This is a genomic window from Paraburkholderia sp. SECH2 (genome assembly GCF_030464795.1).
GTDB lineage: Bacteria > Pseudomonadota > Gammaproteobacteria > Burkholderiales > Burkholderiaceae > Paraburkholderia > Paraburkholderia aspalathi.
Genome location: NZ_JALPRH010000001.1, coordinates 810,141 through 823,044, shown reverse-complemented (window position 1 = coordinate 823,044; position 12,904 = coordinate 810,141). Strand labels below are relative to the sequence as shown.

Below are 12,904 nucleotides of genomic sequence, written 5' to 3'. Positions count from 1 at the left end.
CTTACGTACGATGCCCCATCACCAGCAGCAGCAACGAAAGGGTCACGACTGATCCCACCGTCGACAGCAAAATCGTGCGCGAGGTGATGTGCGCCTCGCGTCGGTAGAACTCGGCCAGCATGAATGGACCGGTGCCGGTGGGCAGCGCGGCGAGCACAACAGCCATCTCGACCAGTGTGGATGAGAGCCCGAACACGCGCGCCGCGAGCCACCAGGTCAGCGCCGGCTGCCCCACCAGCTTGACGCCGGTCAGCAGCAGCGAGATGCCGCCCGCGCCCGCCTCGGACGGACGCTTTTCAGCGAGGAACAAGCCAAGGCTGACCAATGCACACGGACTGGCAGCGCCGCTCAGCAGCTTCAGAAACGTCTCCGCGCTTTGCGGCAACGCGACATGGGTGCTCGCCAACAGCACGCCCAGGATTGGCGACACGATCAACGGATTGCGCGCCAGAGATCCCAACACTTTCAACCCCAGCTTGTGCGGCGCGCGTTCGGTCTGCAGGCCGATTTCGATCAGCACGATGGCAAGCGCAAAAAGCACGCACGCGACGAGGATCGTGGCGATCGTGGTCGGTGTCAGGCTGGCCGAGCCGAACGCGATCATGCCAAGCGGAAAGCCGATGTAGCCGGTGTTCGGATACGACGCCGCAATCGCATCGACGCTCGCGTCGGCCAGATGCCGGCCCCCGATCATCCGCATGGCGAGAATCGGCAGAAACGCACCGAGGCACCCGATCGAAAACGCCGCGACGAAGGCCGGCTGATAAAGCTGTTGCCACGTGGCATGCGCCATCGTGTCGAACAGCAGCGCCGGCAGCGCCAGCCAGACGACGAAGCGGTTCAGTTCGGACGCGGAGTTCGGTCCGAGCACGCCGCGCCGGCGGCATGCAAAGCCCGCGAAAATCAGGCCGAACACGGGAAGCAGAATCTCGAGAGTAGCTAACATCGATTAAATAGAAAGCGTGGGCGCAGGGAGCGATGCGCCAGCGTAGTGGCTTGCGTTGATACAATCCAATACTGTTTTCTGCCGTCAACAATACCTTTTCTGCATCGTCATTCAGCGCGAGGGCGTCGTGATCGATATCAAGCCGTTACGCTACTTCGTGACTCTCGCTGAGACGCGGCATTTCGGCCGCGCAGCGGCGCGCCTGAATCTGTCGCAACCGCCGTTGAGTCGGCAACTGGCGGCGCTGGAGGCGAACCTGGGTGTGACGCTGCTGGAGCGCAGTCCGCGAAGCGTCACATTGACCGCGGCGGGCGAGCGCTTTTACGCCGATGCGAAGGCGATCCTTGCGTCCGTGGAGCAAGCCGTCAGCAATGCCCAGGCGGCGGCGCATGGCGACGCCGGCAAGCTCGCCATCGGCTTCACGATGTGCGCTGCGTACAGCGTCGTGCCCGGCTATGCGCGCACGTTCGGCGCCGCGTTTCCCGAGGTCGCCTTGAACCTGCGCGAGGTCGTATCGAACGATCTGGCTGCACAAGTGCTGGCCGGCCAGATTGACGCCGCGATCATGTTTCCAGGCGTGCCCGACAAGGGCATCGCGATCCGGACGATTCTTCGCGAGCCTTTGTGCGTGGCCTTGTCACGCAGCCATCCACGCGCCCGCGCCCGGCGTCTGAAGATCGCGCAACTGGCGGGCGAGCCATTCGTGCTGGCGTCCGAGGAAGTCGCGCCGAGCTTGCGCACGGCCATTCTCGAGCATTGCCGCTCAGGCGGCTTCGAACCGGATATCCGCTTCGAAGTGCAGTTGCAGCAGACGGTGCTCAGTCTCGTCGATGAAGGAGTAGGGGTGGCGCTGGTGCCGGCCTCGATGCGTAAAGCGCAACTCGCGGGCGTGGTGTTCCGGCCGCTAGTCGACGCGCCGCTGATCGAGCAGGTGCTGGCGTGGTCGCCAGCTAATCGCAATCCGTGTCTGGCGCGGTTTCTCGAGATGGCGTGAGGGGCGGCTCATGAATTCGCCAGACGGTCGGTGGCGTTCGCAGGGTCGGCAGGATCGGCTGGATAGCGCATGGCGTCCTGCTTGAGGCGCTGTCGGCACCAGAACGTCCATGCTGTTAAGCCAGCATAGACGCCGTAACGCAGTATGTCGGAGGCTAGCTCCGAGTGCGGACCGTTCGGCCGCTGCCAGATAATCAGGCTGCGCAAGAGGTTCTCCCCGGTCATACCGAGGCCCCACACCAGCGTCATCAACCGGACATAGGCGACGAGCGCAGGGCGTTCGCGCCAATGCTTTTCGTAGCTTTCGACGCTGCGATGATCTTCGCGCGCCCTCGTCGAACGGCCGAGGTAGTACACGAGCGGGCGCGGTAACGCCAGGGAGACGAGGAACGACGCGCCGATCATCCCTGAGACCATTGGATCTTCCAGCGCGCGCATGTGCGCGCTGCCCCCGGTGGCCATTGCAAGCAGCGACAGCACGATGCCGACCAGCACGATGGCACTGAGCGCGTCGAAATGGCGATAGCGGACAAGGTCCCAGCTCATCCACGCGATCAAGGGGAGTGCCGATGCAACCAGCGCGCCGAGCTGGCCGTAGTGAGGGAACGCAAGCCGGTAGGCGAGCCAGGGAAAGGCGACGTTCACGACCAGCGCGGAGAGGTAACGCAAGCGGGCTTTCATCGTGCGCGGTCGCGATAAGTGCTGCCTACGTGCGCTTGCCTTCGATGGCGTGAAGGAGCGGGCTGTCAGGTGCAATGCGAATAAAGAACTGCGGAGGTTGAAAGCCGGCCGATACAGCTCTTAACTCCGTTAACGAAATGGTGCCAGAGAGTCGTTCCGGTTCATGCAAGCCCAAAGCAAAGCCCTTGGATAGACCATCGAAGTAGTCGAAGAATTCGCTTCGAGTGATGCCACACACATTCGCGAATCGCCGCCACAACGTGGTGGGCGCAAGCGAATGGGCAGCGCTCACCTTGGCGCAACCGACCACGCGGCCAACCGGTAATTTCACATAAATCCAGACGACAGTACCGGCTTTCACGTTCATCGCACGACGCCGAAGTTCCACATGCTTGGTGCCCGCAAGTATGTTTTCAGCGTGCCGCTCTTCAAGCGATATGAGTACGTGCTCTGGGTGTTCCATGGACAAACCCTTCCCGGAGGATTCCTTGAAGCTGTGCGTTGTTGATTGCATGCGTGGTAAGCAGGTCTTGCGGACTGCCGCAGCCCAACCGCTGCAGTGTGGCGAGCGGAACTGGACGTTCAAGGCAGATAATGTTGTCGAACACCGTCACGGTTTTCGTCTTGGATCGACCAATCGCTTCGAGTCCTACCGAGTCAAGAACTGACGGATCGAGGTCCGAATTCTCCATCGCCTCTTGGGATTTCAAATACGCGTGCTGTACGCGCGCGATCGCGACAATTGCGCCGAGACCTTTGTTCTTCGCGGATTCGTAGAACAAGATCAGGTTACCACGCTTAAAGTGTCTAAGCGTGTTGGCGCCGCTCAAATAGTGACGCTCTTTATACAGTCTGGCCCGGGCGTGCGGAAGGAGGCTTTTCTGGGGGGAGTGTGCCAGTAAGTCCTCTGCAAACTCGTGCCGCACCGGAGAAATCACGGCCGCTCGTCCGGACAGGCAAAAGAGCGCTGGCGAAAACAGCGTTTCCAGAGTCATCAAGGAGACATATCCCACGTTTCCATCAGGCCTGACGAGGCGAACCTGTTGGTCGACGTCTCTGTAGACCGGTGGCGCGTCTGGCAGGCCCAAGCGGGCCGCCCGAAAGAGATGATCCTTGCAGTCTGCCCAATTCGATGTCGTGACGACGCGTCCGACGGCAATCTTGGCCAGCGATGTTTGGCCCGTCAATCCGCCAAAGCCGAGCGCGGACGCTACCTCGCGGATTTGCGCTTGCTGGGCAGGAAATGTCAGCCTGATTTGGATCGGTCCTTCTGCCGTGGCTTGCTCTATCAGGTATCCAAGCAGGAGACGGGCTGCATGCATCGCAGCAGGTTGAGTTTCATCAATTGCGACGCGTGCATTGAGATCGACGCCAGTGATCGTCCTGGGCCACATCAGATATCCCACCAGAACGTCATCGGACCAGACACCGTGACGGTTGCAGACTCGCTCGTTCGAGTCGATTGCGGCCCACGCGGCGACGATGGCCGCGACCGGAATTCCGAGCTGGGATAAAAGCCGATGGACTTCGACTTCGTCCGCCTGCGTAATGGATGCTATCGAGAGTGCGTTATCCCCTCCGGTCTGAAATACTTCTTCTCCTGTTTCGCCAGCATTCAACGCTTTAAAAGCGCCGGGCGAAATAACCTGGATTCCGCACCGGTCGTATAGTCTCGCAGCCGCGTTGAGTATCGAAGAATCATTTGTGATTAGACCGGCGAGCCCGTTCTGAATGGCAGTGGCCAAATGTCGTAGGTCGGAAAGGTCGTTGCTGCTCAATGCATCGGCTCGATGGCGTTCCGGAAATACTATGGATGCCAATTCCGGCTTGAGTACATTCCACTCCTCTGCACTCGGGGTCGGAAAAGAGGGGAATATGCGAGCATAAGCCAACATCGGGTCCGTTACGCCAACGCTTGCCGTTCGGGCGAGTTCGTCCGTAATCTCTGTGCTCAAGGCTAACTGGCAGGAACCGGCTCTTTCAATTCGAAACAGATCAAGGACTTCTTCGTTTCTGCGTCTGCGTGGACCAAGATCGAACAGTACGTTCAGGTCCAGAAGGAAGAGAGGAGTGGACGCGCCAAATGTGGAATTCAAGCCCAAGGGGTCGGCGGCGTTGAGCCCGCTTGGCGCGAACAATTGCGGTGTATCTAGCTCGTGACTGCGAACAACGATCGTCCGGTTTCTCGTTTCACCACCTCTTTCGACGCGCTGCACGTAGAAGCCTTGTTCTTCCCAGAATTTGTTGGCCTGAGTGAGGTCCTCCGCCACGCGTGCATACATGGAAATGAAAGCATGGTCTGTTAGATGTTTCTTGAGGTGTTGCAATAGGCGAGTGGCTATCCCATGTTTTCTGAGCGCAGGCGCGACGAAAATCTGTCGGACTCGTCCCTTCGGGTGCCTGGCTTCAAATAGTAAGTGGCCTGCATACGACATGCCCTTTGCATGACGTTCGACCGCTACGAAGAGTTGCTCCTTCCGCGCAAAGTCTTCAAAGACACGCGACGGGAAGAATCCAAGGGCATTTTTATCGCTGTCTGCTGCCTCGTTGACTGAATCTACAAATGGAGCAACGTCGCTATAGCGATCCAGAATCTCAATGGTGTGTTTTTCGACGATCATCTTGGTGCGCGGCCTCCCAGCGTGTTGTCGCAAGCAGGTGTTCCCCTACAAGACGATTGCTTGCGGGAAGTTGTTGCGGACTATTTTGACTGAACTGTCCTTGAACGAGGTGCCTCGCCTCTTCAAGAATAGGATTGTAAAGATACCATTAATTAGGGAGCCATATTAATGGGATGTAGTGATGGGAGTTGTGCCACGAGCGGATGAGCTTTGCCTTGTCGCCGAGCCTTTCCTTGGCGTCGTTTTTTGCGCGACGAGACAACAACAGCATTGCTAGAATCTGCGATCATCAAACACACGGCTTTCCGAGCCTCCACGCCAACCACCTGCCCGCCTATGTCCAACCGCCCCACGCTTCTCACCACCGACCGCCTGATCATGCGTCCGCACGCACGCGACGATTTCCTCGAGAGCTATGCGATGTGGTCCGATCCCGAAGTGATCCGCTACATCGGCGGCAAGCCGTTTACGCGCGAAGAAGTCTGGGCGCGCCTGCTGCGCTACGCCGGGCATTGGGCGATGCTGGGATACGGCTATTGGGTGGTGCGGGAAAAGGACAGCGGCCGGTTCCTGGGCGAAGTCGGCTTTGCCGACTACCACCGCGAGATCGAACCTTCCTTGCTGGACACACCGGAAATAGGTTGGGCGCTGGATCCTGCCGTCCACAACCGCGGCTATGCGACCGAGGCCGTGCGCGCTGCGCTCGATTGGGCCGACGCGAATTGGCCTGACGGCGAGACGGCCTGCATCATCGCCCCGGAAAACCAGCCTTCGCTGAACGTCGCGCGCAAGTGCGGTTACCGTGAGCAACTCCGCACGACGTACAAAGGCAACCCCACCATCCTGCTGCGGCGAACGGCGGGCGTTGCTTGAGCCGCCGCGCGGCACTCGCCGGAAGTCTATTTAGTCTCTGCAGTCTCGGGATCGACGACTCGGCCCGAGCCGGCCTTCTGGCCGGCTCGCAACCAGCCCGCAACGGGCCGCCTTATTGACCGCTTTTGCCGGCCGCTTCCCGCTGCCGCGCGATCAAGTCCACCAGCCGTTCAACCTGCTTGCCCTGCGCATCGAAATTGCCGGCATCGAGCCAGCGTGCATAGCTCGGACGCAGCGCAGGCCATTCGCTGTCGATGGTCGAAAACCACGCGGTATCGCGATTGCGTTCGCGATACACGATCGCCTGCCGGAAGATTCCTTCGAACGTAAAGCCATAGCGCAACGCCGCCGTACGCGATGGTCCGTTAAGCGAATCGCACTTCCATTCGAAGCGGCGATACCCGAGGTCGTCGAACACATGGTTCATGAGCAGGAACATCGCTTCGGTGGCGATGCGCGTGCGTTTCAGGCGCTGCGAATAGGTGACGTGCCCGACTTCGATCACGCCGTTCGCGCGGTCGATGCGCATCAGCGCGAGCGTGCCGACCGCCTTGCCGGTAGTCAGATCGATCACCGCGTAGTGCAGCGGATCGGGCGATTCCGCCATGCGCGTCAGGTGCTCGCGATACGCCGCAAGGCTCTCGAACGGACCGACCGAAAGATAGGTCCAGTCGCGGCCATCGGGCGCCGAGCTGTAGGCCTCGTACAGGTCCTCCGCATGGCGTTCGACGTCCACCGGCTCGATCCGGCAATAGCTGCCCACCAGCGGCTCGCGGCCGGGCGCCTGGGCGCCTTTCCAATCCGGCACGGGGAAGCCAATCGGCTGATCGAACGCGTTACGTCTGGGTTCCATGTCTGCTCTCCTGTCGATAGTTGGATGGTCGATGCTTATGGAGAACGATACGGCAAACGTGGTATGTTAAAAAGATCCAGCAGAACAGCATTTGATAGGTCCAGCCAGGATGATCGAAATCATTGGTCCGCTCACCAACCCGGCCGTCACGACCACCAGCGGCAACGGTGAAAAATCCGTGCCGCTGCAAAAGCAACTGATCGAACGCTTGCAACAGGCGATCCTCACGGGGCGCTTGCCGGCGGGGTCGCTACTGCCGTCGTCGCGCTTGCTGGCGGCGGAGATGGGCGTATCGCGCAACACGGTGGTGATCGCGTACGAGCATCTGGCCGCGGTGGGCTATGTGGTGGCCGACAAAAAGGGCACGCGTGTGAGTCCGCTCTCCAGCCCTTCGGCACGCGGTGAAACGCGGACATCGTCGGCCGCGCCGGAGGTCGCCTACGCGGCGCGCGTCGAGCAATTCTCGGCGACGCGCACCCATGCCGACAACACCTTACCGCTGACACCGGGCACGCCTGCGCTGGACCGCTTTCCCCTGGCCGCCTGGCGGCGCGCGCTCGAACGTTCGATGGAGCGCGCGTTGCCGTTTGCGCTCGGCTACGGCGACCCGGCGGGCGAACCGGCCCTGCGCGACGCGATCGCCGCGCATTTGCGGATGGCGCGCGGCGTGCGCTGCGAGGGTTCGCAGGTGGTCATCACCGAGGGCGCGCAGGAAGCGCTGAACCTGTGCGTGCGGCTGTTCACCAATCCGGGCGACATCGCATGGGTTGAAGATCCGGGCTATCGCGGCGCGAAGGCCGCTTTCAACCTCGGCGATCTGAGCATGCTGCCGATGCCGGTCGATCCCGAAGGCATCGCGGTGCCGCCCGACGCGTGGCGCGCGCATCCTCCCAAGCTGATCTACACGTCGCCCGCGCATCAGTATCCGACCGGTGCGGTGTTGTCGGTGGCGCGCCGGCTTGAACTGATCGCGCAGGCGCGCCGCTGCGGCGCGTGGCTGATCGAGGACGACTACGACGGCGAATTCCGCCATACCGGCGAGCCGATCGCCAGCATGCAAGGGCTGGTCGAGGACGCGCCGGTTCTGTACGTCGGCTCATTCAGCAAAACGATGTTTCCGGCGCTGCGTATCGGCTTCGTGGTGTTGCCGCGCGTGATCGCCGCGCACACAGCCGTCGCGTTGCAGGAGATGCTGCGCGGCGGGCATCGTCTGGAGCAGCTGGCGCTCGCGCATTTCATCGATAGCGGCGAATTCGGGCGGCATCTGGGCCGCATGCGGCGTTTGTATCGGGAGCGCCAGCAGGCGCTGCGCGATGCGCTCACTATGCATTTCGCGCCGTCGCAGATTCTGGGCGGCAATTGCGGCATGCATCTGACGCTGCGCTTACCGCCGCATATTTCCGATCGGACCCTCGCCGAACGCGCGCACGCCAGGCGGCTCAATCCGCGTCCGTTGTCGGGTTTTGCATTGCAGCAGCGCGAGGAAACCAACGGGCTGGTGATCGGCTACGGCAGCACGTCAGCCGAACAATTGGCGCTCGCTGTCCGCGTATTGGCCACGCTGGTGCGGGAGATGGCGGTTGAGTCGGGTAGCCGGTCGACAACCCGACGCGCTGTGTAACTTTTTACGTCTGTCCGCGCGGCCCATGTCGCGCTATCGTGTCGTCTATGCGCGGCGAATTCGAAGTGCGCGACGTCGACGAATCGCCCGCAGGTCATGCCCAGCGCACCGCCCTGCAGCACCGCGTGACATGCGGCGCGCGCCTGCCGGGCCGCCAGCGGGTTCGGGCATGAAGAATGCCTTGCTTGTGGTTATCTTTGACGATTTATCCGACCGGAGACGACATGAAGGAAATCGAACCGACCGCCTGGTTTGAGCTTGCTGCCCATACGCCTGTCCATGAGGGCTGGTACGAGGTGCAGTTGACGAGCGGCGACACGGCATTTGCGAAATATGGCGAGGGCGTATGGACCGAGAAACCGCTGCTGGTGTTCACGCACTGGCGCGGCCTTTCCTCTGACCCTTCGAAAGCTGCGGACGGCGAGGCAGAATCGATTGGCGCGGAGGCCACCGCGGCTCAGGGCGTGCGCGCCGCATGGAACGCGTTCTTCCCGGGACTCGGCGAAGAGCAGCACAAACCGCTGGACGCTTTGCCCAACGGTAAGGCTCCGCATTAATTGACGTAGGGCTTGGGCGGCGGCTTGCGGGCTGCTGCCCAAGGCAGTTTTCTCTTCAGCTCTCAGCTCTCAGCTCTCACTTCCGCTTCAACGCTTCGGCCGCCATTCTGCCGATGTCTATATCGATGTTTGGCGTCTCGCCCGTTTCGAGAATCCACGCCGCTGACAATCCCGACCAGGCGAGAATCCATTGCAGCAGACGGTGTCTGTCGAGCCCGGCGATGTGCGCCACGCGTTCGACGCGACGCTCGATCCGTCCAGGTGCTAGCGCGGACGCCTCGTCTGGATTGCAGAAGATGTTCGCGTAGTCGAAGCCGCGTTCGCCGTAGAGACCTTTCGGGTCGATCGCCAGCCAACCACGCGCGGCGAAATCGAGGACGTTGCCGTGATGAATATCGCCGTGCAACGCAACCGGGTCTTGCGGCGCGGCGAGTAGGGCTTGTGCTGTCGCGGCACTGTCGGAGAGCCAGCCGCCGTATTGCTGCGCTGCGGGCCAGAGACTCTGGAACCAGCGTGGCAAGCCGATCAGTTCGGGCAGCGGTTTGTGACGTGGTGCGTGGAGTCGTGCCGCGGCGGCGCAGAGGATGTCGATGGCGCGGTCGTCTGCTTCATCGTCGCCTGTGCGGGCCTGGTCCGCTAACGCGTGATTGCTTTGGGCGCGCTCCAATAGCAGGGCGTCGGCATCATGGGCGAGTACGCGGGCTGCGCCGTCGCCGTCCCACCACACCATCAGTTGCGCGCCGAATTTCTCTTCGGGTTCCTGCGCAACTTTCAGCATCGCGGCGACGCCATGCTGGCGCACCGGCAGCAGTCGGCTGCTATGCGTGCGAATCGGCTCGCCGTCAGGCAGCAAGTCCCATTTGACGAGGTACTCGGCGAACATCGCGCGTCAGGCTGCGAGTGTGGCTGCGTGGACTGCGGCGGCGAGGGCGATGGCCGGTGTGGCGAGAGGCTTCGCTCCGCTCTTGACCAGGTAAGCCGCGCCGGCCATCGATGTTTGTGCGAACGCTACGACGTCCGCGCCGTTTTCGTAGGCTGCATCCGCAGCGCTGGCGATCATGGACAGGTAGCCCGCCGTGTCGTCTGCTCTGAAACGGTCCCATGCGCCGCTTACCAACTTAACCTCGACTTCCGCGGCGGTGTGCGTGGCGGCTTGAGCGAACACGCGGGTGGTCGGCTCGAGTGTGGTGGATACGGTGCATAGCACGACAACCTTGCCGCCTTTTTCCACCGCGCGCTGAGCCAACGCGGCATCGGCCCGTAAAATAGGTACCGGGGAGGCTTGCGCGGCGAGGGCGTCGTTCACTGATGGGCTGAGCGTCGAGCAGTTGAGCAACACGGCGTGCGCATTGTCCGTTAGCGTGAGGAGCACCTCGCGGGTTTGCGATGCGATCGCCTCGGTCAAGCCGCCGGCCTGCTCGGCGGCCGCGAGCAAGTCGGCGCGGACCACGTGCGTCAACTCGAGTGCTTCGAATCCGGCGGCGCGGGCCGCGGCATCAAACAAGGCGATGTTGCTGTCAGCGGTGTGCAAGCAGACGATACGCACTGTTTCTCCAACGGGTTGTGGTGGTTTTGTATTCTCGCCTGGAAATGGCCGCGCGTCGTGCCGGATGACGGCATTCGATCGGTGCCTAGATCATCGACAGTCGTCCCTGTAGGCTCAAACCGTTGCACCTTGTAGATAACGATACTGAAATGCTCAATTTTTCCGATAACCTGGGTCTAGCTACTGATCTATTACTGCACGCAGAAACCGGTATGGTCGAGTCGCAGGATGACTACGTCGTCGTCCGGACACCGGACGCACCAGAATATTTTTTTGGCAACATGCTCGTCCTGGAGCAACGACCTTCGGGAACCGATCTAAAACGGCTGGAGGCCGATTTTGCCCAATTTGTCGGGATCCCACCGCTGATCGCACACCGCACGTTTGCCTGGCCGGAAAGAGCAGACAGTGTTGTGAATCTCGACGCGTTTGTTGAGCAAGGTTACGACGCAACGGTTTGTCGTGTGCTGGCTGCGCATCCAGATGACATACGACCAGTTGCGACAAACTCATTGGTCGACGTCCGCAAGTTTGGGACGCAGAAGGATTGGGACGATTGGTCTCGAATGCAGCTCGCCGACATGCCCAATCCGTCGAACATTACCTCACAGCGGTACATGGCACATCAACAGACCGCCTACAGGACTCTAATTGCCCGGGGTCTTGGAAACTGGTGGGGAGCGTTTATCAATGATGAACAGGTGGGAAGTCTGGGCTTATTCTTCCTCGGCGGCATTGGGCGGTTCCAATCGGTTCTTACCGCGGAACAGCATCGAAACCGAAATGTTTGTAAGACCTTGGTGAGCGAGGTTATCAAACTGACGGCCGGACAATCGGACCGGCTCGTCATGGTTGCAGACGAAAGTTACCATGCCGGAGCGCTATACGAGGCAATGGGTTTCCAGCTGCAAGGGCGTGTCGCAAGCTTGTGCCAGGAGCCGCGTAATTGAGGTGATGCAGAGAGCAGAGAGAGTCGAATTGGATGTCTCTGCCTTCTCCAATCTAAACTGTCGAGTCCGCGCTTCTCCGCGCGATTGGGCGATCTTGTGCAAACAACTGAAGTGGTGAATCTATATGGTGCCGCATGGAGTGTGTATGTGCGGATCGCCCGGCTTGCGCTGGAAGAAAAACAGGTCAATTACCGCTTGGTCGAGGTAGATGTATTTGCGGAAAATGGTGTTCCGCAGGAGCATTTGAAGCGTCACCCGTTTGGCCGCATTCCGACCTTCGAGCATGGCGATTTCCATCTTTACGAAACAGGCGCGATTGTGCGCTACATCGACGACGCTTTCCCCGGATGCAGACTGCAGCCGACAGATCCGAAAGCTCGCGCCAAAATGAACCAGATGGTTGGGATACTGGACGCCTATGCATATCGAACGCTCGTTTGGGACATATACGTTGAGCGCGTGGTATCGGCCCGCGAAGGCCGGTTAGCAAATGAGCAGAAGATCGCCGCCGCGTTGCCGCACGCCGCTGTATGTTTATCTGAGTTGGACCGTTTGTCCGACGAAGCGGGGTTCCTGATCGGCGGGAGCGTGACGCTTGCTGATCTGTACGCCGCTCCAATCTTCGCGTGCTTCATGCAGGCACCTGAAGCTGCTTCACTAATGGACAGTTGCGAAAAATTGATCTACTGGTGGCAACGCTTCGCCACCCGCGACAGCATGTCCCGGACAGAGTCGTGAGCAACTGCGAAGATTGGTGCTTGCATTAATCAGCCGGACAGCTTGAGAGCGCCGCTCGCATGCGTAGCCCTATAACGCTAGATTATCAATGCGCGCCGCATATTCTCGCGCACCGCGACGCCACATCGATTGCGCAAACCGCTTAGCTTGTCATACGTTGCGGCAGTCACAGGCTCAAAGGATCGGCATGCCAGCGCAATGTACATTTAGGATGAAAGTGCTTCTGCATACCGGCCTTGCCATCCTACTTACGCCGCTCGTATTCTTCGGCCTTTCTCGTATCGACCCGCTTGCGCGTTGGGTGGGTAGTGATGCCGTGTGGACTGCGCTGACGCCGGTGTTTCACCTATTTGGTGTCGTCGGTTCTGAGGGCGAAGAAAACGTATTGCTCGGCGCGTTACTCGTCATGAGCTTCGTTGTGGCGACAGTCATTGTCTGCCTGGCGTCAGTGCTGATTCGACGTCAGAGAGAGCAACAGGCGGAGCGATAACTGATCGCGCGCCTAATGCAGTGCCTCTCTTACGA

General features: G+C 60.6%; 14 protein-coding genes. 7 read left to right on the top strand and 7 right to left on the bottom strand.

The annotated features are described in order from the left end of the window. Nucleotide 1: 1 nt before the first annotated feature. Nucleotides 2–946: an AEC family transporter gene (locus M0D66_RS03755; protein WP_266209048.1), complete on the bottom strand. Its 945-nt coding sequence runs from the start codon at nucleotides 944–946 to the stop codon at nucleotides 2–4. Nucleotides 947–1,073: 127 nt separating this feature from the next. On the opposite strand from M0D66_RS03755, the gene M0D66_RS03750 reads away from it, so the two are divergent. Then, nucleotides 1,074–1,940 carry a LysR family transcriptional regulator gene (locus M0D66_RS03750; protein WP_093634438.1) on the top strand — a complete coding sequence of 289 codons (867 nt, stop codon included), beginning with the start codon at nucleotides 1,074–1,076 and terminating at the stop codon, nucleotides 1,938–1,940. An 8-nt stretch (nucleotides 1,941–1,948) separates the two neighbouring features. On the opposite strand, the gene M0D66_RS03745 is transcribed toward M0D66_RS03750, so the two are convergent. Genes M0D66_RS03745 through M0D66_RS03735 form a run of 3 tightly spaced genes read right to left on the bottom strand, consistent with a single transcriptional unit; the run spans nucleotide 1,949 to nucleotide 5,241 of the window. Continuing rightward, nucleotides 1,949–2,620 carry a VC0807 family protein gene (locus tag M0D66_RS03745; protein ID WP_266209046.1) on the bottom strand — a complete coding sequence of 224 codons (672 nt, stop codon included), beginning with the start codon at nucleotides 2,618–2,620 and terminating at the stop codon, nucleotides 1,949–1,951. A gap of 25 nt (nucleotides 2,621–2,645) precedes the next feature. Further along, entirely contained in the window at nucleotides 2,646–3,083 is a 438-nt protein-coding gene (locus M0D66_RS03740) for a transcriptional regulator (protein WP_093634229.1), read from the bottom strand. Further along, nucleotides 3,049–5,241 (bottom strand): GNAT family N-acetyltransferase, encoded by a 2,193-nt coding sequence (locus M0D66_RS03735; RefSeq protein WP_200651531.1) that lies wholly within the window; start codon nucleotides 5,239–5,241, stop codon nucleotides 3,049–3,051. The genes M0D66_RS03740 and M0D66_RS03735 overlap by 35 nt, the downstream gene beginning before the upstream one ends. Before the next feature lie 336 nt (nucleotides 5,242–5,577). On the opposite strand from M0D66_RS03735, the gene M0D66_RS03730 reads away from it, so the two are divergent. Further along, nucleotides 5,578–6,114, top strand: a complete 537-nt coding sequence (locus tag M0D66_RS03730; protein ID WP_093634226.1) for a GNAT family N-acetyltransferase — start codon at nucleotides 5,578–5,580, stop codon at nucleotides 6,112–6,114. A 112-nt stretch (nucleotides 6,115–6,226) separates the two neighbouring features. Here M0D66_RS03730 and M0D66_RS03725 read toward each other — a convergent pair whose 3' ends face one another. Then, nucleotides 6,227–6,967, bottom strand: a complete 741-nt coding sequence (locus M0D66_RS03725; protein ID WP_200651532.1) for a GNAT family N-acetyltransferase — start codon at nucleotides 6,965–6,967, stop codon at nucleotides 6,227–6,229. Between the two features lie 109 nt (nucleotides 6,968–7,076). On the opposite strand from M0D66_RS03725, the gene M0D66_RS03720 reads away from it, so the two are divergent. Then, a complete protein-coding gene (locus M0D66_RS03720; protein WP_266209045.1) occupies nucleotides 7,077–8,588 on the top strand; it encodes a PLP-dependent aminotransferase family protein in 1,512 nt (503 codons plus the stop codon). A 224-nt stretch (nucleotides 8,589–8,812) separates the two neighbouring features. Continuing rightward, on the top strand, nucleotides 8,813–9,145 hold the full coding sequence (locus M0D66_RS03715) for a hypothetical protein (protein WP_093634223.1): 333 nt from the start codon (nucleotides 8,813–8,815) through the stop codon (nucleotides 9,143–9,145). Nucleotides 9,146–9,221: 76 nt separating this feature from the next. Here the strand turns inward: M0D66_RS03715 and M0D66_RS03710 are convergent, their stop codons facing one another. Together M0D66_RS03710 and M0D66_RS03705 are read right to left on the bottom strand one after the other, a co-directional pair. Beyond that, a complete protein-coding gene (locus M0D66_RS03710) occupies nucleotides 9,222–10,028 on the bottom strand; it encodes an aminoglycoside phosphotransferase family protein (protein WP_266209043.1) in 807 nt (268 codons plus the stop codon). Between the two features lie 6 nt (nucleotides 10,029–10,034). Continuing rightward, nucleotides 10,035–10,691, bottom strand: a complete 657-nt coding sequence (locus M0D66_RS03705; RefSeq protein WP_266209042.1) for an aspartate/glutamate racemase family protein — start codon at nucleotides 10,689–10,691, stop codon at nucleotides 10,035–10,037. A gap of 149 nt (nucleotides 10,692–10,840) precedes the next feature. On the opposite strand from M0D66_RS03705, the gene M0D66_RS03700 reads away from it, so the two are divergent. From M0D66_RS03700 to M0D66_RS03690, 3 genes are all read left to right on the top strand, one after another. After that, the gene (locus tag M0D66_RS03700) at nucleotides 10,841–11,641 is read left to right on the top strand and encodes a GNAT family N-acetyltransferase (protein ID WP_266209041.1); all 801 of its coding nucleotides are present in this window, start codon (nucleotides 10,841–10,843) and stop codon (nucleotides 11,639–11,641) included. A 96-nt stretch (nucleotides 11,642–11,737) separates the two neighbouring features. Continuing rightward, nucleotides 11,738–12,379 carry a glutathione S-transferase family protein gene (locus M0D66_RS03695; protein ID WP_167378365.1) on the top strand — a complete coding sequence of 214 codons (642 nt, stop codon included), beginning with the start codon at nucleotides 11,738–11,740 and terminating at the stop codon, nucleotides 12,377–12,379. 211 nt (nucleotides 12,380–12,590) lie between these two features. Then, nucleotides 12,591–12,869, top strand: coding sequence for a hypothetical protein (locus tag M0D66_RS03690; RefSeq protein ID WP_200618670.1), 279 nt, complete (start codon nucleotides 12,591–12,593; stop codon nucleotides 12,867–12,869). The last annotated feature ends 35 nt before the right edge of the window (nucleotides 12,870–12,904 follow it).